The organism is Leucobacter sp. BZR 635 (genome assembly GCF_048061935.2).
In the GTDB taxonomy this organism is placed as follows: Bacteria; Actinomycetota; Actinomycetes; order Actinomycetales; family Microbacteriaceae; genus Leucobacter.
On record NZ_JBLUNZ020000068.1, the window covers coordinates 19,769 to 43,664 of the forward strand.

At 66.9% G+C, this 23,896-nt stretch carries 24 protein-coding genes; 16 read left to right on the forward strand and 8 right to left on the reverse strand.

Annotated features, from left to right (window positions below):
• Position 1: 1 nt before the first annotated feature.
• Positions 2–1,045, reverse strand: coding sequence for a type I pantothenate kinase (coaA, locus tag ACI1US_RS13500; protein WP_461640909.1), 1,044 nt, complete (start codon positions 1,043–1,045; stop codon positions 2–4).
• A 31-nt stretch (positions 1,046–1,076) separates the two neighbouring features.
• Here coaA and glmS point away from each other — a divergent pair, with 31 nt between their 5' ends.
• The 8 genes from glmS to ACI1US_RS13540 all read left to right on the forward strand — a co-directional run bounded on the left by glmS (position 1,077) and on the right by ACI1US_RS13540 (position 7,964).
• Positions 1,077–2,927 carry a glutamine--fructose-6-phosphate transaminase (isomerizing) gene (gene glmS, locus ACI1US_RS13505; protein ID WP_461640910.1) on the forward strand — a complete coding sequence of 617 codons (1,851 nt, stop codon included), beginning with the start codon at positions 1,077–1,079 and terminating at the stop codon, positions 2,925–2,927.
• The gene (locus ACI1US_RS13510; protein WP_461640911.1) at positions 2,924–3,289 is read left to right on the forward strand and encodes a holo-ACP synthase; all 366 of its coding nucleotides are present in this window, start codon (positions 2,924–2,926) and stop codon (positions 3,287–3,289) included. Before glmS ends, ACI1US_RS13510 begins: the two co-directional genes overlap by 4 nt.
• Entirely contained in the window at positions 3,286–4,431 is a 1,146-nt protein-coding gene (gene alr, locus ACI1US_RS13515; RefSeq protein WP_461640912.1) for an alanine racemase, read from the forward strand. The genes ACI1US_RS13510 and alr overlap by 4 nt, the downstream gene beginning before the upstream one ends.
• Positions 4,428–4,964 (forward strand): tRNA (adenosine(37)-N6)-threonylcarbamoyltransferase complex ATPase subunit type 1 TsaE, encoded by a 537-nt coding sequence (gene tsaE / locus ACI1US_RS13520; RefSeq protein WP_461640913.1) that lies wholly within the window; start codon positions 4,428–4,430, stop codon positions 4,962–4,964. Before alr ends, tsaE begins: the two co-directional genes overlap by 4 nt.
• Positions 4,965–4,969: 5 nt before the next feature.
• The gene (gene tsaB / locus ACI1US_RS13525) at positions 4,970–5,623 is read left to right on the forward strand and encodes a tRNA (adenosine(37)-N6)-threonylcarbamoyltransferase complex dimerization subunit type 1 TsaB (protein WP_461640928.1); all 654 of its coding nucleotides are present in this window, start codon (positions 4,970–4,972) and stop codon (positions 5,621–5,623) included.
• Complete coding sequence (rimI, locus tag ACI1US_RS13530; RefSeq protein WP_461640914.1) at positions 5,620–6,090, forward strand: ribosomal protein S18-alanine N-acetyltransferase; 471 nt, start codon at positions 5,620–5,622, stop codon at positions 6,088–6,090. The genes tsaB and rimI overlap by 4 nt, the downstream gene beginning before the upstream one ends.
• The gene (tsaD, locus tag ACI1US_RS13535) at positions 6,087–7,202 is read left to right on the forward strand and encodes a tRNA (adenosine(37)-N6)-threonylcarbamoyltransferase complex transferase subunit TsaD (protein ID WP_461640915.1); all 1,116 of its coding nucleotides are present in this window, start codon (positions 6,087–6,089) and stop codon (positions 7,200–7,202) included. Before rimI ends, tsaD begins: the two co-directional genes overlap by 4 nt.
• A gap of 72 nt (positions 7,203–7,274) precedes the next feature.
• Positions 7,275–7,964 (forward strand): DUF4190 domain-containing protein, encoded by a 690-nt coding sequence (locus ACI1US_RS13540; RefSeq protein ID WP_461640916.1) that lies wholly within the window; start codon positions 7,275–7,277, stop codon positions 7,962–7,964.
• 10 nt (positions 7,965–7,974) lie between these two features.
• Here ACI1US_RS13540 and ACI1US_RS13545 read toward each other — a convergent pair whose 3' ends face one another.
• Entirely contained in the window at positions 7,975–9,249 is a 1,275-nt protein-coding gene (locus ACI1US_RS13545) for a THUMP-like domain-containing protein (protein WP_461640917.1), read from the reverse strand.
• Positions 9,250–9,259: 10 nt separating this feature from the next.
• On the reverse strand, positions 9,260–9,769 hold the full coding sequence (locus ACI1US_RS13550) for a DUF4190 domain-containing protein (RefSeq protein WP_416550218.1): 510 nt from the start codon (positions 9,767–9,769) through the stop codon (positions 9,260–9,262).
• 182 nt (positions 9,770–9,951) lie between these two features.
• On the opposite strand from ACI1US_RS13550, the gene groES reads away from it, so the two are divergent.
• The 3 genes from groES (at position 9,952) to guaB (ending at position 12,837) form a co-directional block, all read left to right on the forward strand.
• A complete protein-coding gene (gene groES, locus ACI1US_RS13555; RefSeq protein WP_416550217.1) occupies positions 9,952–10,248 on the forward strand; it encodes a co-chaperone GroES in 297 nt (98 codons plus the stop codon).
• 113 nt (positions 10,249–10,361) lie between these two features.
• Positions 10,362–11,294 (forward strand): EamA family transporter RarD, encoded by a 933-nt coding sequence (rarD, locus tag ACI1US_RS13560; RefSeq protein WP_416550216.1) that lies wholly within the window; start codon positions 10,362–10,364, stop codon positions 11,292–11,294.
• Between the two features lie 40 nt (positions 11,295–11,334).
• On the forward strand, positions 11,335–12,837 hold the full coding sequence (gene guaB / locus ACI1US_RS13565) for an IMP dehydrogenase (RefSeq protein ID WP_416550215.1): 1,503 nt from the start codon (positions 11,335–11,337) through the stop codon (positions 12,835–12,837).
• A 484-nt stretch (positions 12,838–13,321) separates the two neighbouring features.
• Here the strand turns inward: guaB and ACI1US_RS13570 are convergent, their stop codons facing one another.
• Together ACI1US_RS13570 and ACI1US_RS13575 are read right to left on the reverse strand one after the other, a co-directional pair.
• A complete protein-coding gene (locus tag ACI1US_RS13570; RefSeq protein WP_461640918.1) occupies positions 13,322–13,702 on the reverse strand; it encodes an ArsR/SmtB family transcription factor in 381 nt (126 codons plus the stop codon).
• A 91-nt stretch (positions 13,703–13,793) separates the two neighbouring features.
• The gene (locus tag ACI1US_RS13575; RefSeq protein ID WP_461640919.1) at positions 13,794–14,789 is read right to left on the reverse strand and encodes a cation diffusion facilitator family transporter; all 996 of its coding nucleotides are present in this window, start codon (positions 14,787–14,789) and stop codon (positions 13,794–13,796) included.
• 130 nt (positions 14,790–14,919) lie between these two features.
• Between ACI1US_RS13575 and ACI1US_RS13580 the strand changes: the two genes are divergently transcribed.
• From ACI1US_RS13580 to ACI1US_RS13600, 5 genes are all read left to right on the forward strand, one after another.
• Positions 14,920–16,041 carry a GuaB3 family IMP dehydrogenase-related protein gene (locus tag ACI1US_RS13580; protein ID WP_416550214.1) on the forward strand — a complete coding sequence of 374 codons (1,122 nt, stop codon included), beginning with the start codon at positions 14,920–14,922 and terminating at the stop codon, positions 16,039–16,041.
• Between the two features lie 2 nt (positions 16,042–16,043).
• Positions 16,044–16,946 carry an SURF1 family cytochrome oxidase biogenesis protein gene (locus ACI1US_RS13585; protein ID WP_416550213.1) on the forward strand — a complete coding sequence of 301 codons (903 nt, stop codon included), beginning with the start codon at positions 16,044–16,046 and terminating at the stop codon, positions 16,944–16,946.
• Positions 16,947–16,956: 10 nt separating this feature from the next.
• Positions 16,957–17,445 (forward strand): DUF3817 domain-containing protein, encoded by a 489-nt coding sequence (locus ACI1US_RS13590; protein ID WP_416550212.1) that lies wholly within the window; start codon positions 16,957–16,959, stop codon positions 17,443–17,445.
• The gene (gene guaA / locus ACI1US_RS13595; RefSeq protein ID WP_416550211.1) at positions 17,442–19,025 is read left to right on the forward strand and encodes a glutamine-hydrolyzing GMP synthase; all 1,584 of its coding nucleotides are present in this window, start codon (positions 17,442–17,444) and stop codon (positions 19,023–19,025) included. Before ACI1US_RS13590 ends, guaA begins: the two co-directional genes overlap by 4 nt.
• Positions 19,026–19,342: 317 nt before the next feature.
• Positions 19,343–20,479, forward strand: coding sequence for an NYN domain-containing protein (locus tag ACI1US_RS13600; RefSeq protein WP_461640920.1), 1,137 nt, complete (start codon positions 19,343–19,345; stop codon positions 20,477–20,479).
• A gap of 149 nt (positions 20,480–20,628) precedes the next feature.
• Here ACI1US_RS13600 and ACI1US_RS13605 read toward each other — a convergent pair whose 3' ends face one another.
• From ACI1US_RS13605 to ACI1US_RS13615, 3 genes are all read right to left on the reverse strand, one after another.
• A complete protein-coding gene (locus ACI1US_RS13605; protein ID WP_461640921.1) occupies positions 20,629–21,627 on the reverse strand; it encodes an aldo/keto reductase in 999 nt (332 codons plus the stop codon).
• An 87-nt stretch (positions 21,628–21,714) separates the two neighbouring features.
• Positions 21,715–22,599: an amidohydrolase family protein gene (locus tag ACI1US_RS13610; RefSeq protein ID WP_461640922.1), complete on the reverse strand. Its 885-nt coding sequence runs from the start codon at positions 22,597–22,599 to the stop codon at positions 21,715–21,717.
• Between the two features lie 388 nt (positions 22,600–22,987).
• Positions 22,988–23,806 (reverse strand): Bax inhibitor-1/YccA family protein, encoded by an 819-nt coding sequence (locus tag ACI1US_RS13615; protein WP_416550210.1) that lies wholly within the window; start codon positions 23,804–23,806, stop codon positions 22,988–22,990.
• Positions 23,807–23,896: the final 90 nt, after the last annotated feature.

Genomic DNA, 23,896 nt, shown 5'->3' on the forward strand with positions numbered 1-23,896 from the left:
CCTACAGCTTCCGGAGCAGCACCTTCTCGACCCGGTGGTCCGCCTCCTTGCGGAGCACGAGCGTGGCGCGGGCACGCGTCGGCTTGATGTTCTCGATGAGGTTCGGCTCGTTGATGGTCTTCCAGATCGTGTGCGCATGCTCGCGCGTCTCGGCGTCGCTCAGCGTCGCGAAGGTGCGGAAGAACGAACTCGGGTCGGAGAACGCGCCGTCGCGCAGCCGGAAGAATCGCTGGGTGAACCATTCCTCGATGTGGTCGGTTCGCGCGTCGACATACACCGAGAAGTCAAAGAGGTCGGAGACCGCGAGCGGGTGCTCCGCAGTTGGTGGCTGCAGCACGTTGAGCCCCTCGAGGATGAGGATGTCGGGCTGGCGCACCGTCGTGAACTCGTCGGGCACGATGTCGTAGATGAGGTGGCTGTAGTGGGGGGCGCGTACCTCAGGCACGCCTGACTTCACCTGCGAGACGAAGCGGAGTAGCGCACGCCTGTCGTAGGACTCGGGAAACCCCTTGCGGTGTGCGATCCCGCGGCGCTCGAGCTCTGCGTTCGGGTAGAGGAAGCCGTCGGTGGTGACGAGGGTGACGTTCGGAGTCTCGGGCCAGCGGGCGAGTAGATCGCGCAGCACCCTGGCAACGGTGGACTTGCCGACAGCCACAGAGCCTGCAACGCCGATGACAAAGGTGCTCTGCTTTTCGCCCTCGCGTTTGAGGAAGCTGCGGGTGCGCTGGTGCATCTCGCGCGCGGCGATCGCGTACTGATTGATGAGGCGGCTGAGCGGCCGGTACACCTCGGAGACCTCTTCGACGTCGAGCGAGACCCCCAGTCCGCGGAAGGACTCAACCTCTGACTCGGTGAGCGGCATGGGCGTTTCGCCCGCGAGGCGTGCCCACTCAGCACGACCAATCTCTGTGAAGGGCGAGGTGGATTCGGGTCGCACGAGCGTCTGCGTTGAGGGGCCGAGCACTGGGTTCGCCGAGGCTTCCCGGGCTGCGTCGTTGCTGGGAACAAGCTCGGTGACTGCGGCTTCGCTGTATTTATTGCTCATCGCCCTCCATCGTGCCACTAAAATCGAGTGTATGTGTGGAATCGTAGGATATGCAGGACCAAATGACACGGTCGAAGCGCTGCTGAATGGCCTTCGCCGGCTCGAATACCGGGGCTATGACTCGGCGGGCGTCGCGGTGATCGATGACACCGGTGGCATCTCCGTACGGAAGAAGTCGGGCAAGCTTGTGAACCTCGAGAACCTCCTCGAGGCAAGCCCCCTTGCGGCGAAGGGCACTGGCATCGGCCACACCCGCTGGGCGACCCACGGCGGGCCCACCGACGTGAACGCGCACCCGCACCTGGGGGAGGACGGCAAGCTCGCTGTCATCCACAACGGCATCGTCGAGAACTTTGCCGAGCTGCGTGAAGAGGTCACTACCCGGGGTGCCGTGCTCGAGAGCGAAACCGACACCGAGGTGGTTGCGGCGTTGCTCGGGCTCGAAACCGGCGCGGGGAAGGATCTCGAGACCGCGTTCCGTGAGGTCGTGCAGCGCCTACACGGTACGTTCACGCTGCTCGCGATGCACGAGAGCGAGCCGGGCAAGATCGTGGCTGCGCGCCACCACTCGCCGCTCGTGGTCGGTCTGGGTGACGGCGAGAACTTCCTCGGCTCAGACGTGGCCGCGTTCGTGTCGTCCACGCGTCGCGCGGTCGTCGTGAACGAGGACAACATCGCGGTGATCACTCCCGAGAGCGTCCGCATCACCGATTTTTCGGGCACGGAGGTCGACTTCGAAGAGTACGAGGTCGAGTGGGACGCGGGCGCTGCCGATAAGGGCGGCTGGTCGTCGTTCATGGCAAAGGAGATCAACGAGCAGCCCGAGGCGATCGCGAACACGATTCGCGGACGCATCGTCGACGGCCACGTCGAGATCCCTGAGCTCACCGCGCTCGGCGAGGATCGTCTGAAGCAGATCGACCGGATCATCATCGTCGCCTGCGGCACCGCCTCGTATGCGGGCATGGTCGGTTCGTATGCGATCGAGCAGTGGGCGAGGATCCCAGTCGAGGTGCAGCTCAGCCACGAGTTCCGCTACCGCGATCCCGTGCTCTCCGACCGCACGATGGTGATCTCGGTGAGCCAGTCGGGCGAGACGATGGACACGCTCATGGCCGTGAAGTATGCGATTGAGCGCGGCGTCACGACCGTGTCGGTGTGCAATACGCAGAGCGCGACGATCCCGCGCGAGTCCGATGCGGCCGTCTACACCCACGCGGGCCCCGAGGTCGCTGTGGCTTCGACGAAGGCGTTTGTGGCGCAGATCACCGCCCTCTACCTGCTCGGCCTGCACCTGGGTCGCGTGCGTGGCGTGCTCTCGGCTGAGGCCGAGGCGGCGGCGGTCGAGCAGTTCGAGACGCTCCCGGAGAAGATGGCTGAGGCCGTCGCGACCCACGAGCAGATCGCGCAGCTCGCGCACTGGATGGCCGACACCCGCTCGGTGTTGTTCCTGGGGCGCCACGTCGGCTACCCGGCGGCGCTTGAGGGTGCGCTAAAGCTCAAGGAGATCGCTTACATCCATGCTGAGGGCTTCGCCGCCGGCGAGCTGAAGCACGGCCCCATCGCGCTCATTGACCACGGCCAGCCCGTGTTCGTGCTCGTGCCGAGCCCGCGCACATCGCCGCTCATGCACTCGAAGGTGGTCTCGAACATTCAGGAGATCCGCGCGCGCGGTGCCCGGGTGATCGCGATCGTGGAGAAGGGCGACACCGCGGTGCTGCCGTTCGCTGACGATGTGGTGCGGATCCCGCTCACGGACGCCCTGTTTGATCCGATCCTGCAGGTGGTTCCGCTGCAGTGGTTCGCGCTCGAGCTGTCGACCGCGAAGGGTCTTGATGTGGATCAGCCGCGCAACCTTGCGAAATCGGTGACCGTCGAGTGATTATCGGCATCGGCGTTGACACAGTCGATATCGAGCGCTTCGAGCGGCAGCTTGAGCGCACGCCAAAGCTGCGCGAACGCCTGTTCAGCGCTGCTGAGGGACAGCTGTCGACGCCGTCGCTCGCGGCACGGTTTGCCGCGAAGGAAGCCCTGATCAAGGCGCTCGGCGACTCGGGGGAACTCACCTGGGCCGACATGGAGGTGCGCCGCAACGAGCTGCGCGCCCCCGAGTTCGTCGAGACGGCTGGATTGCGCGCCGCGCTCACGCTGCGCGGGGCCGACCGGATCCACCTCTCGATGACGCACGACACGGGCGTTGCAACCGCGTTCGTTATTGTGGAGCACGGAGGTGCAACGGCATGAGAACAGGGTCGATGCGCGTCGCTGAGATCTCGGCTGGCGCGATCCGCAAGAATGTGCGCAGGATCCGGGAGCTCACGGGCGACGCAAACGTGATCGTTGTCGTGAAAGCTGGTGGCTACGGGCACGGGGCCGAGATCGCCGCGCGGGCAGCGATGGCTGGCGGTGCGGCGATGATCGCGACGGCTGACCTCGAGGAGGCGCTGACGCTCCGCGAGGCCGGTGTCGACGCACCGCTGCTGTGTTGGCTGCACGGCCCCCGCGTCGACTTCGTGCCCGCGATCGAGCAGTCGATCGATGTCGGGATCGCGCACCTCAGACAGCTTGACGCGCTCGCCGAGGCTGCCCGTGTGACGGGACAGCAGGCGACCCTGCAGTTCAAGATTGACACCGGCCTGAGCCGGAACGGGGCTGCCCGCGACGAGTGGGACGCGCTGTTCGCTCGGGGCGCTGAGCTTGAACGCGAGGGCCTCGTGCGGGTGCGCGGAATCTTCAGCCACCTCGCTAACGCGGGGGAGGAGGCCGATCTCGCGCAGGGCGTCGTGTTTGACGAGGCCGTGTCTCTGCTGCGCGCGGCGGGCTCTGACCCGGAGATGATCCACCTTTCGGCGAGCGCGGCACTGTTCACGCGGCCGGAGCTGCACTACAACACGGTGCGCGTCGGGGTCGCCGCCTACGGGCTGAGCCCGGTGGCGGGTAAGAACTCGGCGCAGCTCGGGCTCACTCCCGCGATGACGCTGCGCTCCGAGGTTGTTGCGCTGCGCGGCGTGCCCGCCGGCACCGGGGTCTCCTACGGCTTCAACCATGTCTGCGAGGTCGCGACGACGCTGGCGCTCGTGCCCGTCGGATACGCAGACGGCATGCCGCGCGCCCTCAACGGTGCGGGGGCCTGGGTGACGATCGCGGGGGAGCCGTGCCCGATCGTCGGGCGCATCGGGATGGATCAGTTCATCGTCGATGTCGGCCCGCTGGGCGGGCGGATCGACCTCGGTGCACCCGTCGTGTTGTTCGGTGACCCTGAACGGGGCTACCCCTCAATCGATATTTGGGCTGCGCTCATGCGCACGATCCACTACGAAATCTTGGTCGGTATCGGCCCCCGCGTGCTGCGGCTCGCGGTGGACACGCAGGAGCAGCGCGCATGAGCGTCGTCGAACGGCTGAAGGCCGCGGATCCCGAGGCGATGCACGAGTTCGGTGTCGCCCTCGGTGGTGTGCTCGCTGCGGGTGATCTCGTGATTCTTACGGGCCCGCTCGGGGCGGGCAAGACCACCCTCACGCGGGGGATCGGCGAGGGCCTCGGGGTCCGCGGCCCCGTGCAGAGCCCGACGTTCGTGATCGCGCGCACGCACCCGTCGCTCGTCGGCGGAGCCCCGCTCGTGCACGTCGACGCCTACCGGCTCGCCGACGCGACTGAGGTGGAAGATCTCGACCTCGATTTCGAGGGCGCGGTCGTCGTTGCCGAGTGGGGTGCGGGGCTCGTCGACGCTCGCGAGTCGTGGATCGAGGTCGTCATCGACCGGCCCGTCGGCGGCGCGGGATCGGACGACAGCGACAGCGACAGCGATACCGACACCGACACCGACGACTCAGAGGAATTTGCGGAGGCCCCCATCGAGCCCCGCACGATCACCGTCACCGGGCACGGCCCGCGCTGGCAGAACGGGGTACTCGCGTGACCGGCATGAACGTGCGCGAGGTGGCGGCACCTGAGTTGGGCGACCGCGTGATCCTCGCGATTGACACCTCGCTCGGCACGAGCGTGGCGCTCGGCGCAGCAGGGACGGTCACCGAGGCATCGAGCGACGACCCGCGCGGCCATGCAGAACTCATCGGCACGCTGATCGCGCGCGTGTTCGCGGAGCGGGGGATCCCTGCCGCGAGCGTCACCCACGTCACGGCCGGAATGGGGCCCGGCCCCTTCACCGGCCTGCGCGTCGGGATCGCCGCGGCGCAGGCCTTCGCGCTCGGGCGCGGTCTGCGCATGCTCCCGCTCGTGAGCCACGACGCCGCGGCGCTCGACGCGCTCGAGACGGGGGCGGCTGCTGGCGTGCGGATCGTGCAGGACGCGAAGCGCCGGGAACTCTTCGTGAGTGATTACACCTCGCTCGACTGGGCGGGGATCCCGGAGCCGGCAGGAGATCCGCGCCTCGAAGCCCGCGAGGGCTACGAGGGCATCACCAACGAACTCTGGCCCGAGCGGCTGCCCGCCGCGGCCCTCGTGCGGCTCGCCGCGCGGCACCTCGCCGCTGGGCGCGACTTCGCTGCCGAGCAGGCGCTGTATCTCAGGCTGCCAGACGTGATGCAGCCGCGCGCGCCGAAACCCGTGACGCCGTGACCGAACCTGACGCCGTGGCGATGCGCGATGCGACCCTCGCCGACCTCGACGCCGTCGCGGACCTCGAAGCAGCACTGTTCGGCAGTGACGCCTGGAGCCGCGAAATCGTGCGCGAGGAGCTCGCGGGCGAGCGCCGCCGCTACGTCGTGCTCGTTGACGAGGCCGGCACGATCCGCGGCTACGCCGGGCTCCTCGTTGTCGGCAGCGACGGTGACATTCAGACCATCGCAGTCGACCCAGCGCTGCGTGGGGCCGGACACGGTCGCGCCCTCATGGTCGAGCTCCTGGACGAGGCGGCCCGCCGCGGTGCCACCCAGGTGTTCCTCGAGTTGCGCGCGGACAACCCGGTTGCCCGCGGCCTCTACCTCTCCCTCGGGTTCGCCGAGATCGGCGTGCGCCCCCGCTACTACCAGCCAGAAGGCATCGACGCGATCGTCATGCAGTTGCAGCTAAAGGATCGACAGTGAGTGAGACAGTGAGCGCGGTACCCGCCGCGTCAGCAGCAGTACGTGAGCCCCTCGTGCTCGGCATCGAGACGAGCTGCGACGAGACCGGCATCGGAATCGTCCGCGGCCGCACCCTCCTCGCGAACGCGATCGCCTCGTCGATGGACGAACACTCGCGTTTCGGGGGAGTGATCCCCGAGATCGCGGCACGCGCGCACCTCGAAGCGATGAACCCGACCATCGAGCGGGCCCTCAGCGACGCCGGGGTGACGCTCGACGAGATCGACGCGATCGCCGTGACCGGTGGGCCGGGGCTCGCCGGAGCCCTCATGGTCGGCGTCTCTGCGGCCAAGGCGCTCGCCGTTTCACTCGACAAGCCGCTCTATGCGGTCAACCACCTCGTCGGACACGTCGGTGCCGACCTGCTGCACGGCGACGGGCTGCGGCCGGCTGTCGGCACGATCGGCGAGCTCGAGCTGCCGACTGTCGCGCTGCTCGTTTCCGGAGGCCACACCTCGCTGCTGCTCGTACGCGACCTCGTGAGCGACGTCGAACTGCTCGGCGAGACCATCGACGACGCCGCCGGAGAGGCGTTCGACAAGGTCGCTCGGCTGGTCGGGTTGCCCTATCCGGGCGGGCCGCACATTGACCGGGTCGCAGCCGACGGAGACCCGCAGGCGATCCGCTTCCCGCGCGGGCTGACGCTCCCGAAGGATATGGCGAAGCACCGCTACGACTTCTCCTTCTCCGGGCTGAAGACCTCGGTTGCGCGCTGGGTCGAGAAACGGATCGCCGCCGGTGAAGAGGTGCCAGTCGCTGATGTCGCCGCGAGCTTCCGCGAGGCCGTCGTTGACGTGCTCATGACGAAGGCGCTCGCCGCCTGCAAGGATCTCGGCGTGCCTCGGCTGCTGCTCGGCGGCGGAGTCGTCGCAAATGCGCGCCTCCGCGAGGTCGCGGCTCAGCGCGCCGCTGCCGCCGGAATCGAGCTGCGCGTGCCGCCGCTGTCGCTCTGCACCGACAACGGTGCGATGATCGCTTCGCTCGGCGCGCAGCTGGTGAGCTCCGGGCATGCGCCCTCCTCGCTCGACTTCGGGGCAGACTCGACGCTGCCCGTCACCCATATTCAGATGTAGACAGGCCCGCAGCGGCCTGTATCGTTATTGGTGGGGGCTGTGCCCTCGCTCATCAATACCGTTAGGAACGACATGTCCGACAACACGCCGAACACCGATCCCGGAACGACTCCGGAACCCACGCAGGTTCCGCCTGCCCCGCCGGTCGCACCCCCGGTCGCGCCGCCTGCGGCTCCTCCTGTCGCTCCGCCGGTCGCCCCGCCGCTCCCGACGACACCGCCCGCGGCTCCGCCGCTGCCACACGTGCCGCCGATGGGTGAGCCCGCAGCGCCCGGCCAGTCAGACGTGCCGGCAGCCCCCGGTGCGCCCTACGTTGCACCAGCAGCTCCCGAGCCCGGCTACGGCTACCCGCAAGGCCAGCCGCAGGGCTACCCGCAGGGTCAGCCGCAGGGCTACGCGCCCGGCTACGGCGGCCCGCAGCAGGCACCCTACGGTGCCGCGCCGATGGCAGTGCCGGGCAAGACGCTCGGCATCGTGGGCCTCATCGTCTCCTTCGTGCTCCCGATCTCGCTCGTGGGTCTGATTCTCAGCATCGTTGCGCTCGTTCAGTCGAAGCGCGCGAAGGCGAAGAACACGCCCGCCGTCGTCGGCATCATCGTCGGATCGCTCATGACGATCCTCGGCGTTGTCCTCGCCGTGCTGTTCTTTGGCGCGGCGATCGCCGGGGTCAGCATGGTCGAGGCGTGCATGAACGGCGCAGACTCCGTGCAGGTCTTCGGGCAGACTGTGTCGTGCGCCGAAGTTCTCGCTGAGGCCTACTAGCGGATACGCCTCAGCAGCGTTCGGCGAGCAGCGCCACGTGCCTGCTCGCCGTGCGGCTGAGGATGAGGGTGCCCGAATTCGGCCCCTTCAAGCGCAGACGTGTGCGGAGCGCGGCGGGGTCCACATCCACGCCGCGCTTCTTGATTTCTAGCCTGCCGATGCCGCGGGCCGCGAGCGCGCGCTTGAGTTCCTTTTCTTTCGCAGGAAGCTCCTCGACGATGCGAAACACCTGCGCAAACGGCGTCGCGACCGCACGATCGGCTGTGAGGTAGGCGATGCTCTCGTGCAGCATTCCGGCGTCGAGTTCAGCAGCCAGCAACCCGATGAGGCGCGCGCGAATGACCGCTCCGTCTGGCTCGATGAGGTACTCGCCGAGCTCGCGGACCTCCGCGTCAGGGGAGTCGGCGGCGGCCTGCAGCTCGTGGCGGCTCTCGTCGCCGCTGCCCGAGCGCAGCAGCATCGCCGAGCGGCGAACACCGGGGCGGGCGGCCTCCCCAAACCACAGCCCCATCTCGACGAGCTGACCGTCAACTGAGACCCACTGCGCCTCTGCGTCGTCTGGGATGAGCTCACGGTCGAGCCCGGGGCCCAACTTCACGCCGCCGGCGCGCGCCTCACGGGCCGCGGCGAACGCGAAGTCGAGCGACGGCGAGTAGTCGTCTGCAGACGCCAAGCGCTTGGTGTCGCGATGCCCGGAGGTGCGGCGGGCCGGGTCGAGGAACACCCCATCGGCCCCGGCGCTGCCGATCACGGTCGCGTCGCCCACGAGCACCTCCGTGCGCGGCGCGCTGCCGTGCGCGCGGGTGAGCGAGGTTGCCTCCACCGCGAGGTTGTGTGCGGCGAAGGAAGCGGTGAGCGGATCGAGCTCCACCGCGCGTACCCCGATCCCCGCCCGTAGAAACGCGAGGGACTCAGCGGCGAGCCCGCAGCCGAGATCCGCGACCTGTGCACACCCCGCAAAGCGTGCCGCGTGCAGCGTCGCGACGCTCAGGCGCGAGGCCTGTTCAAGCCCAGCCTGCGTGAAGAGCATCTCGCTCGCGCGCGGGCCGAATTTCCCCGACGCCCGCTCCCGGAGCCCCGTGACGGTGAGCACGGCGGCCAGCACATCCGGGTCAGCCCCCTCTCGCCGCAGCCGCAGTCCCACCTGATCCAGAGCGGCGCCATCCGCTCGGAGCTCGCCCGCGCGGGCGAGGAGCGTCGCCCCAGTATCTGAGGCGAGCGCCTCCCACCCGGGAAGGGTGGGAGGCGTCTGGGCTGGGGTGCTGCGACTGGCGGGCTGGGGCATCTCCCGGGGCCTAGTAGTCGTAGGAGTAGTAGCGGCCGCCATCCAAGCCGGAACTGATGGCGAAGCCGATGATGCCGATGTAGAACACGGTGAGGAGGATGCCCAGCACGATGACGCAGTAACCGTAGATGACCGCGGTCAACGCGAGACCGCGGCCCGCATCGCCGGTGCGCTTGATCTGGCTGAGGCCGAGGTGGCCGAAGATGATGCCGGCGATCGGCGCAATGAAGGCGAGGATCACGGCGACGAGCGCGTAGGTGTTCGTGTCCTTCAGCGTGGTTGCCTTGGGCGGCTGCGGCGGTGCCTGGTAGGGCGTCGCGACGTAGGGCTGGTTCGCGTAGTACGGAGCGGGCCCCTGCGGGGGTGCGAGGGGAGGCGTGGCAGCCGACATGTGAGGGAGCTGGGTTGTCTGCGCTGTCTGCCCCGTCTGCGCCGTCTGCCCCGAGTGCGGCGCTGGGAGCGCTGCGGTCGGTGCATCGGAGCCGGACTGCGGGTGCTCTTCAGGATTGACGGTGCTCATGGCGCTCCAAATCTATAGATAGGTGCTTCCAAGCTTACAGACGCAGTGTCGTGTTCGCTGTGCGCGATCCACACCCCGCAGCGTTGGCACTCACCTTGCATGAGTGCCAACTCGGGCCATAGAATCTCGTACAGAGGCATCCGTGAGGGTGCAAAACCAACAGCTTTGGAAAGAGGTCAACCGTGTCGGTCGCCATCAAGCCGCTCGAGGATCGTATCGTCATCCAGCAGGTCGAGGCGGAGCAGACTACTGCTTCCGGTCTCGTCATCCCTGACAGCGCGAAGGAAAAGCCCCAGGAGGGCAAGGTTGTTGCAGTGGGCCCCGGCCGTGTCTCGGACAACGGCACCCGGATCCCCGTCGACGTTGCCGTCGGCGACATCGTGATCTACTCGAAGTTCGGCGGCACCGAGATCAAGGCCGCCGGCGAGGAGTACCTCGTGCTCTCGAGCCGCGACATCCTCGCGGTCATCGAGCGCTAAGCATTCAAACGGCCGGGGTCACACCGAGAGGTGTGGCCCCGGCTTTTTGCTGCCCGGGCGCGGGCAAGTGGGCGCAGTCACCCGCCCCGCCCCAAACCGCGTAGACTGGGCCGGTGAATCAAACGCGTGCTGGTCTTGGGTATGGAATCGGCGCGTATCTCATTTGGGGTGCGTTTCCGCTCTTCTTCACCCTCATTGCTGTGGTCAACCCCTTCGAGGTCGTCTCCTGGCGGGTCATCACCACGCTGATCGTGTGCGCGATCATCGTGACGCTTACCCGCCGCTGGGATCGCGTGCGCGCGGTGCTGCGCCGGCCGAAGACCTTTGGGCTCTTCGCGCTGTCGTCGATCCTGCTGTACGCGAACTGGCAGATCTTCGTGCTCGGCGTGATTACCGGCCACGTGCTCGAGACGGCGCTTGGCTACTTCATTAACCCGCTGTTCACGATCCTCTTCGGCGTGATCTTCTGGCGCGAGAAGCTGTCGCGGCTGCAGTGGATTGCTGTGATCGTCGCGGGCACCGGCGTGCTCTTCTCGGCGATCTCCTACGGCAAGGTGCCCTGGATCTCACTCGGGCTTGCTGTTTCCTTCGGGCTCTACGGTGTCGTGCACCAGCGCATTGAAGACGTCGATGGGGTGACGGGCCTCACGGTCGAGACGCTCGTGTCCGTACCCATCGGCCTCGTGCAGCTCGCGATCGTCGCCTCGGTCACAGGTCTCAGCGCGTTCACGCACGGCGGCGGCATCACCGCGCTCGTGCTCGTGAGTGGTCTGCTCACGGCGATCCCATTGATTCTCTTCGGGGAGGCCGCGAGGCGGCTACCGCTCACCTATGTTGGATTCTTGCAGTTTCTCACGCCGATTCTTGGGTTCCTCTTCGGATTCTTCGTCATGGGCGAGGAACTTCCGCTCGCCCGCTGGATCGGTTTCATCGCCGTGTGGATCGCACTGCTCTTCCTGGTAACCGACATGATTTTACGCTTGCGGCGAGCACCGAGCCCAGAACTCGCACATCAGCCTCACACCGGCCCAATTCCCTTAGACTAGTAACTCTCTACGTCGACGCCACGAGCATTAAAGAGGTTGTATGGAACAGCGTGACCCCTTCGCGTTCACAGGACTCACCTACGACGACGTGCTGCTGCTACCCGCGCACACCGATGTCATTCCCAGCGAGGCGGATACCTCGACGCAGCTCACGAGGCGCGTGCGCCTTGCGATGCCGCTCATCTCCGCAGCGATGGATACGGTGACCGAGACCCGGATGGCGGTGGCCATGGCGCGCAACGGCGGCCTGGGCATCTTGCACCGCAATCTGTCGATTCAGGATCAGGCCGAGATGGTTGACCGCGTCAAGCGCTCGGAAGCCGGCATGATCACGAACCCGCTCACCACCTCGGTCGATGCGACCGTGGCTGAGGTTGACGCGATCTGCGGCGAGTACCGGGTCTCCGGCCTCCCCGTCGTCGACAACGCCGGGGTGCTCCTCGGTATCATCACGAACCGCGACATGCGCTTCATTGACCCCAAGGATCGCGCCAACGTGCGCGTGTCCGAGGCGATGACCCGGATGCCGCTCATCACCGCGCGCACCGGTATCTCGCGCGACGAGGCTGCTGAGCTGTTCAAGCAGCACAAGATCGAGAAGCTCCCACTCGTTGACGCAGACGGCCGCCTCACCGGGCTCATGACCGTCAAGGACTTCGACAAGGAAGAGCAGTACCCCTTCGCGACGAAGGACGACGCGGGGCGACTTCGCGTTGGCGCGGCCGTTGGCTTCTTCGGCGATGCCTGGCAGCGTGCGGGCCAGCTCGTCGATGCAGGCGTCGACGTGCTCGTGGTAGACACCGCGAATGGCGACAGCAAGGGCGTGCTCGACATCATCGCCAAGATCAAGGCAGACCCCGCCTTCGCGGCGGTCGACGTGATCGGCGGCAACGTCGCGACCTACAGTGGCGCGAAGGCGCTCGTTGACGCGGGCGCTGACGCTGTGAAGGTCGGCGTCGGGCCCGGTTCGATCTGCACCACCCGCGTCATCGCCGGTGTCGGTGTCCCGCAGGTGACCGCGGTCTACGAGGCAGCCAAAGCGGCAACTCCCGCGGGCGTTCCCGTGATTGCCGACGGCGGCCTGCAGTTCTCGGGCGACATCGCGAAGGCGCTCGTCGCTGGCGCTTCGTCGGTGATGATGGGTTCGCTGCTCGCCGGTACCGACGAGAGCCCCGGCGATCTCGTGTTCGTTGGCGGCAAACAGTACAAGTCGTACCGCGGCATGGGCTCGCTCGGCGCGCTGCAGACCCGCGGTGAGCGCACCTCGTACTCGAAGGATCGCTACTTCCAGGCGGACGTTCCGAGCGACGAGAAGCTTATCCCCGAGGGCATCGAGGGTCAGGTTCCGTACCGCGGCCCCGTCGGTGCGGTTGCGCATCAGATGACCGGCGGCCTGCGCCAGTCGATGTTCTACGTCGGCGCGCGCTCGATCACCGAGCTGAAGGAGCGCGGCCAGTTCGTGCGCATCACTTCGGCTGGGCTGAAGGAAAGCCACCCGCACGACATCCAGATGGTTGTCGAGGCTCCGAACTACCGCAAGTAGGTCGTGTGCACGAGGAGCCCATCGCCATTGGCGATGGGCCCCTCCTGTTTTTCGGCTCTACACCACTGCAGGTGTAGACCTCAGCGACCCGCGCGTTCAGAACCCATGACCTCAGCGAGGTCATGGCCTTTTTTGCCGCCAATTACTCCTGACTTCGCTGAGAGCATCCCTTTTGAGCATGATCCAGGGTCGGGGCTTGATTGCGGGCCGTTGGGGTGGAGGAGCCTTGGTGCTGGAGCAACAGGCTGCCGTCAACTACGTTGCCGCCGCGGCCGCTCGCGAGCTGCCAAGCCCCGAATAATCCTCACCGACCCTTCTACGGCCCGTGCAAGAGTCCGACTGAATTAATCGGGGCAGTGAGGGTATCCGGGCAGGGCCAGAACGCAGGGCCGGAACGCAGGGCCAGAACGCAGGGTCCGGAACGCAGGGCCAGAACGCAGGGTCCGGAAGGAAGCTCCGGAGCTGAAGGCTGGGAGCGGGGGAGCTAGGAGGCGGTCTTCGGGGAGCCGTGCACCGGGCAGAGCTGCACCGCATCACCGGTGAGGGCGAGCAGCTTCTCGGCCGCAGCGAGCAGCTCGGTGAGTGCCTCAGCGTGCAGCAGCGAGTACACGGATGCCCTGCCCTCGGGACGCGATGTCACCAGGCCCGCGTCTTTGAGCCTCGCCAAGTGTTTCGACACGGTGCTCTGTGAGAGCCCAAGGTGCTCGGTGAGGTCGACGACGCGGTGCTCGCCGAGCTGTAGGTGCTGCAGGATGACGAGCCTAGATGGGTCGCTGAAGCTGTGAAACAGGCACGTCGCGGGAACGAGCGCCTCAAGCTCAGCCGCCCGCGCTCCGTGTTCCGCTGCTTTTGCGTTCATCGTCATCTCCCGATGATACCGCGCCTCGTGCGGAGCATCCCAGAGGTCGCCGGGGGAGAGCGGTGCGGGATCCCGCTCAGCGGATGCACGCTGCTCGTTAATGGCTGTGCCCGACGTGCTGGCCGCCGCTGACTGAGGGTGCCGACGTGAGCCCCGCAAGGTCGCGGTGCATGAGCCCCTCGTGACCGAGGTGACTGGCCTCTTCGAACTGGAATGTGCAGTGCTCAATGCCGAAACGCTCCCGCATGATCATGGTGAGTTCGTCGAGGATGCGAGGGTGTTCGCCCGCGTCGGTTGCCGCAGCCGAGGGGACGATGTGCGCGGACATGACCGAGACGCCGCTCGTGAGGCCCCACACGTGCAGGCTGTGCACCTCGTCGACGCCTTCGGTGTCGACGATCGACTCGCGCACCTCTTCGAGGTCGATGCCGGCCGGCACACCCTGCATGATGAGGTTGATCGCCTGCTTGAGCAGCAGGAAGGCGCGGGGAAGGATGATGACGCCGATCGCCGCGGCTGCGAGGGCATCGCCCCGGTTCCAGCCGAGCGTGACGTTGAGGATGCCGGAGACGATGATCGCTGCGGCTCCGATCCCATCGCTCATCACTTCGAGGAACGCGGCCTTCACGTTCAAACTCTCCTTGGCCCCCCGGCTGAGGATCACGAGTGAGGTTGCTGCGCCTGCGAGGCCAACGACCGCGAATACGATGACGCCGCCTCCAGCGACGTCCGAGGGGTTAAACCAGCGATCGACTGCCTCGAAGAGGATGAACCCGCCGAGCGTGAACAGCAGCAGGCAGTTGATGAGTACAGCGACGATCTCCGCCCGCATGAGGCCGTAACTGCGCTTGGCAGACGCCGCCCGGGTGGCGAGGATCGTGGCGATGAGGGCGATGAGAATCCCGCTGGCATCGACGGCCATATGCATCGCCTCCGCCGCCAACGCGAGGCTATTCGTGACGAGCGAGCCGACGATCTGCGCTGCAATGATCGTCGCGTAGATCGCAAGCACCACCATCAGGCGCTTGCGGTGGCTGCCCGTCGCGGTCTGGATGCCTGCGTCTGGTGCGGGGGTGTGCTCAGTGGTGGTCATTCCTGCTCTCCTCGTCAATTATTCATCGTCCTCTAGCGATGATAGCTGAGGTTAGCGATATTGTCGCCCGGTGTCGTGGATTGCGCCGCGTCACAGGATGCGGCACGATCAGACCAGGTAGACTGTTCGGGTGAGCAACGAGATCGAGATTGGTCGCGGAAAGCGCGCCCGCCGTGTCTATACATTCGACGAAATTGGAATTGTGCCGACGCGGCGTACCCGCGACCCCGAGCTCGTCTCGACGTCGTGGACGATCGACGCGTTCCAGTTCGACATCCCCGTCATCGGCGCGCCGATGGACTCGGTCATGTCGCCTGCGACCGCGATCCAGCTGGGTCAGCTTGGCGGCCTCGGTGTCCTGAACCTTGAGGGTCTCTGGACCCGCCATGAGAACCCCGAGCCACTGCTCGAGGAGATCGCACGCGTCGACGACGAGGTCGCGGCCGTGAAGCGGATGCGCGAGCTCTACTCGGCACCCATCAAGCCAGAGCTGATCCGCGACCGCCTCGCAGAGATTCGCGACGCCGGCGTTACCGTTGCCGGTGCGCTCTCGCCGCACCGCACCGCAGAGTTCACCGACACCGTCGTCAAGGCTGGCGTCGACCTCTTCGTGATCCGCGGCAACACCGTTTCCGCCGAGCACGTCTCGGTCGAGGGGCGCGAGCCGCTGAACCTCAAACAGTTCATCTACGAGCTCGACGTGCCCGTCATCGTCGGCGGAGCAGCGACCTACCAGTCTGCGCTGCACCTCATGCGCACCGGTGCTGCCGGCGTGCTCGTCGGCTTCGGCGGGGGAGCGTCGTCGACGACCCGTGTCACGCTCGGGATCCGCGCACCAATGGCGAGCGCCATTGCCGACGTCGCCGGCGCCCGCACCGACTACCTCGACGAGTCGGGTGGCCGCTACGTGCACGTCATCGCCGACGGCGGCCTCGGCACCTCCGGCGATCTCGTCAAAGCGATCGCGTGCGGTGCTGACGCGGTCATGCTCGGCGCATCGCTCGCACGCGCCACCGACGCGCCCGGCCGCGGCTGGCACTGGGGGCAGGAAGCCCACCACGAGGATCTGCCGCGCGGACGCCGCGTGGCGGTCGAGCCGATCGCACCCCTCGCTGAGATCATGAACGGCCCGGCTCACATCGCCGACGGCAGCGCAAACCTGCTGGGTGCGCTCCGCCGCGCCATGGCGACGAGCGGATACTCCGACGTGAAGGAATTCCAGCGCGTCGACATCGTTCACGCTGAGCGGTAGCCGTGGCTAGTCGCAAGCTCGAATACCTCGGAGAGCCAACGCTCGGCCAGGTGATGCGTCGTCCGCAGTGGATCGCGGCACTCCTGCTCGCCATGGTGATTGCGGCGGTCTTCGCCTGGCTCGGCCAGTGGCAGATGGGCAACGCGATTCGCGACAACGTGGATGAGCTCAGCGCGACAGAGACGGTACGCCCGATCGACGACCTCACTGAGCCGATTGCCGGCATTCCGGAGATCGCCGCTGGTGCGGTCGTCTCGGTGTCTGGCACCTTCGTCTCCGAAGATTTCTCGGTCGTGAGTGAACGGATGAACCAGGGACCCGACGAGAGCGCCGAGCGCTCCAAGGGTGCCTGGGTCGTCGGCCACCTCGTCCGCACGGACCAAGATGAGGCCAGCCTCGCGGTCGCCGTGGGCTGGGCCCCGAGCGTCTCCGAAGCGAAGAAGGCAGCGCAGCACCTGAGCACCCTCCCCGAGGGCAAGCTCGCACTCGAGGGCCGCTACCTTCCAGCCGAGGCGCCCGAGATCCCTCGCCCCGATATTGATCCGCACTCTACGCGCACGATGGTTCCCGCGTACCTCGCGAACACCTGGAACGAAGCCCCCACGGGCCCGATCTACGGTGGCTATCTCGTGCTGCACGACGCGCTCGACGCGCCGGAGCTTGCAGACGCAAACCTCGTCGCGATCGACTCGGTCGCGCCGAGCGCGCCCGAAAAGGTGAGCTGGCTCAACGTGTTTTACGGCATCGAGTGGGCCGTCTTCGCGGCCGTCGCGCTGTTCCTCTGGTACCGGCTCGCCCGCGACGCCTGGGAGAAGGAACACGAGATCATGATCCTCACCGCTGAATCTGAAGCCGAGGCCGAAGCAGCCGCGGCCGCTGAAACTGAGCATCCCGCACAACCATAGAATGGAAGTCATGCAACTCCAGCCCAAGCCCGAGGACTACCCACGTATCCGACGGGCCGTGAAGGTCTACAAGGTGACCAGCGTGATCACCGGCGTCATGCTCCTGCTGCTGTGCGCAGTGATGGTCATGCGGTACGCCTTCAAGGTCGAGCTGTTCCTGTTCACCCCGAACGGCATCGCGGAGTTCCTCCCGACGATCCCGAAGGGCCAGGAAGCCGAATTCGTCCGTGAGGGCTTCGACCTGTTCAAGGCGATCCTCATCGCCCACGGTTGGTTCTACGTCGTATACCTCATCGCAAACTTCATGCTGTGGAGCCCGATGCGCTGGAACTTCGGCCGCTTCCTGCTGCTCGCACTCGGTGGCGTGATCCCATTCTTCTCATTCTTCCTCGAGGTGCGCATCGCCCGCGAGGTTAACCAGTTCCTCGACGAGAAGGAAGCGGCGATCGCCGCGACCGCCGTCGCGACTGACCCAGATCGCCAGGAAGGCACAGCATGACAGAAGTAGCGCCAGGCGGGCAGCGGCCCGTTCTCGTCGTCGATTTTGGTGCGCAGTACGCGCAGCTCATTGCGAGGCGGGTGCGCGAGGCCGGAGTTTACTCCGAGCTGGTTCCCCACACGATTACGGCCGCGGAGATCCAGGCCAAGAACCCGCGGGGCATCGTGCTCTCGGGAGGGCCCTCGTCGGTCTACGCCGACGAGGCACCCGCGTTCGAGGACTCGATCTTTGAGCTCGGCATCCCGATGCTCGGCATTTGCTACGGCTTCCAGGTGATGGCCCGCGCCCTCGGCGGCGTCGTGGGCAACACCGGCGAGCGCGAGTACGGCTCGACCGAGGCCACTGTTGTGGGCGGCGGTGGCGCGATCCTGAGCGGTCAGCCCGACACCCAGAACGTGTGGATGAGCCACGGTGACGCCGTGCAGCAGGCACCCGAGGGCTTCGAGGTGCTCGCGAGCACCGCCGACACTCCCGTCGCAGCCTTCGGCTCGGCAGCGCGCAAGATGTACGGCGTGCAGTGGCACCCCGAGGTCAAGCACTCGGAGTACGGGCAGCAGATCCTCGAGAACTTCCTCCACACCGTCGCAGAGATTCCCGCGGACTGGAACGCCGGCAACGTGATCGCTGACCAGATCGCGCTCATCCGCGCGCAGGTCGGGAACGCCCGCGTCATCTCCGCGCTGTCGGGCGGCGTCGACTCGGCAGTATCGACCGCGCTCGTGCACGAGGCGATCGGTGACCAGCTCACCGCGGTGTTCGTGGATCACGGGCTGCTCCGCAAGGGCGAGCGCGAGCAGGTCGAGCGCGACTACGTCGCATCGACCGGCGTGCGTCTCATCACCGTCGACGCGGCAGACATCTTCCTCGGCCACCTTGCCGGTGTCACCGACCCCGAAGAGAAGCGCAAGATTATTGGGCGCGAGTTCATCCGCTCGTTCGAGAAGGTACAGCTCGACCTCGTCGCTGAGGCGAAGGCCGAGGGCGAGCCCATCAAGTTCCTCGTGCAGGGCACGCTCTACCCCGACGTAGTTGAGTCGGGCGGCGGATCCGGCACCGCAAACATCAAGAGCCACCACAACGTCGGCGGCCTCCCGGAGGATCTCGACTTCGAGCTCATCGAGCCGCTGCGCGCCCTGTTCAAGGACGAGGTGCGTGCGATCGGCCGCGAGCTCGGACTCCCCGAAGCGATCGTCGGCCGTCAGCCGTTCCCCGGCCCCGGCCTGGGCATCCGCATCGTCGGTGAGGTCACGCGCGAGCGCCTCGACATTCTCCGCGAGGCAGACGCGATTGCGCGCGCCGAGCTCACCGCTGCAGGCCTCGACGAGTCGATCTGGCAGTGCCCGGTCGTGTTGCTCGCCGACGTCCGCTCGGTCGGCGTGCAGGGCGACGGCCGCACCTACGGTCACCCGATCGTGTTGCGCCCCGTCTCCTCGGAAGACGCGATGACCGCAGACTGGACGCGCGTGCCGTACGACGTGCTCGCGCGCATCTCGAACAAGATCACCAACCAGGTGCCCGACGTGAACCGCGTCGTGCTCGATGTCACGTCGAAGCCGCCCGGGACGATCGAGTGGGAGTAAGCGTCGGCGTCGCCTAGCGGCGCGTGCGCGATGCGAAGTGGGGGTGACCTGAGCCGTGTGCTCGGGTCACCCCCACTTTGCTGTTTGGGGCGGCTGCGCTGTGCTGCGCGATTCACCCGCCATCCCGTTGGACTCGTTGCTGTGCGGCCCCCACCCCCTCAGATCATGCGTGTTCAGCGAGGTCACGCCTCTGTTGCAGCCGAAACCCCCTGACTTCGCCGAAACGATACCGTTTGAGCGCAGTCGGGGACTGGGGGAGCGCCTCGCCGCCATACGCCAGTGCTGACAGACCGGCCGGGGACTGTCAGACTGGGGGCGTGGATATACAGAATGGCCGCGTAGCGGTCTACCTCGACTTCGATAACATCGTGCTCTCCTGGTATGACCGGGTGCACGGTCGCAACTCGTTTTCGCGTGACCGGCAGCGCATCGCCGAAGGGGAGCGCGATCCCGAGATCATCGAGCGCCTGGAAGCCGCCGTCGTCGATGTGGGCGCGATCATCGACTATGCCTCGTCGTTTGGCACGCTCGTGCTGACACGCGCCTACGCGGACTGGTCGGCCCCGATGAACGCCGAGTACCGTTCGCAGCTTGTGGCGCGTGCGGTGGATCTCGTGCAGCTCTTCCCGGCCGCGGCCTACGCGAAGAACGGGGCAGACATCCGCCTCGCGGTCGATACCGTCGAAGACATGTTCCGGCTGGAAGACCTCACGCATGTCGTGATCGTCGCTGGCGACTCCGACTACGTGCCGCTCGCGCAGCGCTGCAAGCGGCTCGGTCGCTACGTCGTGGGTATCGGCGTCGCAGGATCCACCGCGAAGTCGCTCGCCGCGGCCTGCGACGAGTTCGCAACCTACGACTCGCTCCCCGGCGTCGCCCCGCTCCAGCCCCGGGCGGAGGAGCAGAAGCCGAAGCGGGGGCGCGGTGGCTCACGCAGGGGATCAGGCGGCAAGAGCAGCGGCGAGGCTGCCGCGGTCGATTCCTCGGTCGATTCCGCGGGGGAGACCTCGAGTGATGCCTCGGCTGAAACCTCTGGCGAGGCGAAGACTGGCAAGGCGACCTCTGGAGGCTCGCGTGACGCGGGCGGCCGTGAGGCTGATCCGCTCGAGAAGGTGACGGCGGCGCTCGACAGCGCTGCGGAGCTGCACGAGGCGGAGTTGCACGATGCCGATCTCGACGACGATTCCCTGGACTCGGAGAGCCCGGAGGAAGCGGCGATCGCCGTCACCGGTTTGCTCATCCGTGCGCTGTGGCTGAGCCAAGACACCGACGACTCGGGCTGGCTCTACAGCTCGGCGGTGAAGCAGCAGATGCGCCGGATGGATCCGTCGTTCAACGAGAAGGCGCTTGGCTTCCGATCCTTCTCTGACTTCTTGAAGTCGCGCTCTGACGTGGTCGAGCTCGAGGAGAGCGGCCACGAACGCCTCGTGCGCCTAGCCGACCAGTCGGGCTAGCGCGTCGGGCGAGCTCAGATTCTGCCCGAGTTCGCCATCCTCTCCGCCCCCGTTTAATCTATTGAGCCCCCTCCGCAGCCTGCGGAAGGGGCTCAATAGATTAAACGGGGCAGTGAGGGCGGGGCAGTGAGGGGGCGTCAGCGAGCCTGTCAGCTGAGGTCGGGGAGGGCAGCCTCGCTGAGCAGGCCCGCCGCGACGAGGTCCGTCCACAGCGCCGCCGGGATCTCCGCGGTGTAGCGCGCCACGGCGTCCGGCACATGCGCGGGTCGTGAGGCCCCGATGACGACGGAGGCGACGCTCGGTTGCTGCAGCGGGAACTGCACCGCGGCCTCCGGCAGCGTCACCCCGTGGCGCTCGCAGACATCCGCGATCGCATTTGTGCGAGCAATGAGCTCCGCGGGCGCGTCCGCGTAGTTGTACTGGGCGTCTGCCGCGGGGCGCGTTCGCGCGAGCAGCCCGGAGTTGTACACCCCGGCGATCACGATCGAGGCTCCGTTCTCGCCGGCAGCGGGGATGAGATCCGCGAGTGCGCCCTGTTCGAGGAGGGTGTAGCGCCCGGCGACCATCGCGATGTCGGCGTCGCCCTCGCGGATGAATCGGGCGAGCATGGCCGACTGGTTCATCCCGGCGCCAAACTCCGAGATCACGCCCTCCGAGCGCAGCCGCTGTAGCGCGGGGACGGCGCCCGCCATGGCCTCATCCCAGTAGTCGTCGGAGTCGTGCATGTAGACGACGTCGATGCGGTCGAGGCCCAAACGCTCAAGGCTCTCCTCGATTGAGGTGAGCACGCCGTGCTCGCTGTAGTCGCGCACCCGGCGGGTAGTGTTCGGCACGACGAAGCCCTCAGCGTCGAGGCCGACACCCTCGGGGTTCGGCCTCAGGAGTCGCCCGACCTTGGTCGAGAGCACATACTCGTCGCGCGGATACCTGCGCAGCGCCCGCCCCAGGCGCTCCTCTGAGAGCCCCAGCCCATAGTGCGGGGCGGTATCGAACATGCGGATCCCGGCCGCCCACGCGGCATCCACGATCTCGTCAGCGGTCGCGTCTGGCATCTCGCGGTAGAGGTTGCCAAACTGTGCGCAGCCGAGGCCGAGCTCGGTGAGCTGCAGGCCTGTTCGGGTTGTGCGGCGCGGGAGGGCGTTGGTCATGGTGGGTTCCTTCGTTGGAATGGATCGGTGCGGTGCGGTGCGGCGAGGTGCGGTGCGCGCAGTCGCGAGTGCGCGCTTCGCGGGCTGCTAGTTGTCGTTGCCGTGGCTCGAGACTACGGCCTCGAGCGCCGGGTACCAGCGCAGCGCGGTCCCGGCCCAGATGCGCTCACGCTCGGTGACGCTGAGCGCGCTCACCGTCTGCTCAGCGACCTCAACCGCCGCCGCGTAGCCGCCGCCGAGTACGCTGACGGGCCAGTCGCTGCCGAACATCATCCGTGCGGGGCCAAAGGTGTCAAGGGCTGTCTGCGCGTAGGGCGCGAGGCGCGAGGCAGTCATGGGGGATTCGTCGAACGTGAGGAATCCCGAGAACTTGCAAGCGACCTGTTCGAGCGCGGTGAATGTGCTCATTTCGGCGGCCCACGACGCGAAGTCTTCTTCGCGCATCGTCGGCTTCGCGAGATGGTCGATGATGATGCGTGTCTCGGGCTGAGCCTGCGCGAGACGCGCCGCCGCACCGAGGCTCTCGGGGTGCATGAGCAAGTCGAGGGAGAGGTTGCGTTCTGCAAGCGCGACGGCAACGGCAGCGACCTCCGCCGAGTCGAGCCAGTCAGCGGTCGGGCTGGTGTGCTGCGCCGCCACCCTGACGCCTGCGAGCCGGTCGCCCCCGGGGCCTGCCAGCAGCGCGTCGAGCTGCTCGCCGGGAGAGCGGGGATCCTGAGCGATGTCGAGCCAGCCGACGACCGCGGAGAGCTCAGGGCGGTCCTCCGCGAGTGCGAGCACCTCTGGGGTCTCTGCTGTGTCTGGCACAGTCTGAACGAAGACGCCATGGCGAATGCCGGCTGGGGTCGCGGCCGCCGACCAGTCCTCGAGCGAGTAGGGGCCGCCGATGACGGAACGGGTGGCCTCGTCCATCCAGCTCTGTGGCCGCACGGATTGGTCCCACAGGTGGTGGTGGGAGTCGATACGCAACATTGGGTCCTCCGCTGTCCTGGCTCCGGTTCCGTGCTTCAGTGGCGCAACCGACATGACCATTTCATGTAGGCATTCAGCGTATCGTGCACGATTGCCGCTGGCGAATCGGATGCTCCGCGAGCCCCTGGGCAGTCCGCCCCACTCGCATCCCCAAACCCCCGTGTGATCTATTCCGCCCCATTCTCGGCCCTCGCAAGAGTCGGTCCGAATTAATGGGGTCAGAGAGGAATCCAGGGGGAGCCCGCGTGAGACTCCCGCGAGGTATCGCGGCGCTCGCTCCCATCGCGAATCACCAGGTACCTAGCCCATAAAACAAAAGAGGAGGCCCGGAGCAGTGCTCCGGGCCTCCTCGTGCAGCGGGATCGGTCGAACCAGCCCCGCGAAGCCGCTAATCGCGGAAGATCGCGATGATGCGCAGGATCTCGAGGTACAGCCACACGAGTGTGACGGTGAGGCCGAACGCTGCCGACCAGCCCCACTTCTCGGGGACGCGGTTCTGCACGCCGTTCTGCACGAGCTCGAAGTCCATCACGAGCGAGTATGCCGCGAGGAGTACCGCGAGGCCGCCGATGATGAGGCCGAGGGTGCCACCGCGCATGCCCCACGGGTCGGAGTTCAGCCCGGTGAGCATCATCACCATGTTGATGAGCGAGAAGACGAGGTAGCCCGCCATCGCGATGAGCACGATCTTCGTCATGCGGGGGCTGGTGCGCACCTTGCCGCTGCGGAAGAGCAGCAGGGTCACGCCGAACACGGCGAGGGTGCCGATGACAGCCTGCGACACGATCCCGGGCCACTGGCCCTCGAAGACACCTGAGATGCCGCCGAGGAAGATGCCCTGTGCCGCCGCGTACGCAACGATCAGCGGAACGCTCGGCTCTTTCTTGAACGAGTTCACGAGGCCGAGCGCGAGACCCGCGATCGCGCCGACGAATGCGAGGCCCGGCATGTACCAGCCGATCGCGCCGAAGGCGAGTACGACGACGAAGAGCAAGACGGTCTTCGAGATCGTGTTCTCGTAGGTCATCGGGCGGTCGGACGGGGTGATGACAGGCGGCTGGCCCGCATCAACGCCGGTCTCGTGCGGTGCGTCAACGCCGGGGCGGTTGGTCGCCGCCGCGGGCTGATCGTAGATACGGTGCAGTTCCTCCGCAGTGAGGGTCTTGCCGTTCAATGCGGGGTTGTTGCTGAGGGCAGGATTGCTCATGCGCAAGGGCCTTTCAAAGCGTAATCGGGCAATACTTCCAGTGTATAGAGGCCCGGGGAAATCATGCTGTGACTGTGCAGGGTGTTCGCT

What these genes read in the sequence shown, in the direction of transcription:
- ACI1US_RS13615 (WP_416550210.1), bottom strand. Translation starts at nt 23,806, where the DNA reads ATGAGCAATCCTGCCCTCAGCAACAACCCCGCATTGAACGGCAAGACC.
- guaB (WP_416550215.1), top strand. Translation starts at nt 11,335, where the DNA reads ATGGAACAGCGTGACCCCTTCGCGTTCACAGGACTCACCTACGACGAC.
- alr (WP_461640912.1), top strand. Translation starts at nt 3,286, where the DNA reads ATGAGAACAGGGTCGATGCGCGTCGCTGAGATCTCGGCTGGCGCGATC.
- ACI1US_RS13605 (WP_461640921.1), bottom strand. Translation starts at nt 21,627, where the DNA reads ATGACCAACGCCCTCCCGCGCCGCACAACCCGAACAGGCCTGCAGCTC.
- ACI1US_RS13590 (WP_416550212.1), top strand. Translation starts at nt 16,957, where the DNA reads ATGCAACTCCAGCCCAAGCCCGAGGACTACCCACGTATCCGACGGGCC.
- ACI1US_RS13610 (WP_461640922.1), bottom strand. Translation starts at nt 22,599, where the DNA reads ATGTTGCGTATCGACTCCCACCACCACCTGTGGGACCAATCCGTGCGG.
- glmS (WP_461640910.1), top strand. Translation starts at nt 1,077, where the DNA reads ATGTGTGGAATCGTAGGATATGCAGGACCAAATGACACGGTCGAAGCG.
- ACI1US_RS13575 (WP_461640919.1), bottom strand. Translation starts at nt 14,789, where the DNA reads ATGACCACCACTGAGCACACCCCCGCACCAGACGCAGGCATCCAGACC.
- ACI1US_RS13540 (WP_461640916.1), top strand. Translation starts at nt 7,275, where the DNA reads ATGTCCGACAACACGCCGAACACCGATCCCGGAACGACTCCGGAACCC.
- coaA (WP_461640909.1), bottom strand. Translation starts at nt 1,045, where the DNA reads ATGAGCAATAAATACAGCGAAGCCGCAGTCACCGAGCTTGTTCCCAGC.
- ACI1US_RS13550 (WP_416550218.1), bottom strand. Translation starts at nt 9,769, where the DNA reads ATGAGCACCGTCAATCCTGAAGAGCACCCGCAGTCCGGCTCCGATGCA.
- guaA (WP_416550211.1), top strand. Translation starts at nt 17,442, where the DNA reads ATGACAGAAGTAGCGCCAGGCGGGCAGCGGCCCGTTCTCGTCGTCGAT.
- ACI1US_RS13570 (WP_461640918.1), bottom strand. Translation starts at nt 13,702, where the DNA reads ATGACGATGAACGCAAAAGCAGCGGAACACGGAGCGCGGGCGGCTGAG.
- ACI1US_RS13545 (WP_461640917.1), bottom strand. Translation starts at nt 9,249, where the DNA reads ATGCCCCAGCCCGCCAGTCGCAGCACCCCAGCCCAGACGCCTCCCACC.
- tsaE (WP_461640913.1), top strand. Translation starts at nt 4,428, where the DNA reads ATGAGCGTCGTCGAACGGCTGAAGGCCGCGGATCCCGAGGCGATGCAC.
- tsaB (WP_461640928.1), top strand. Translation starts at nt 4,970, where the DNA reads ATGAACGTGCGCGAGGTGGCGGCACCTGAGTTGGGCGACCGCGTGATC.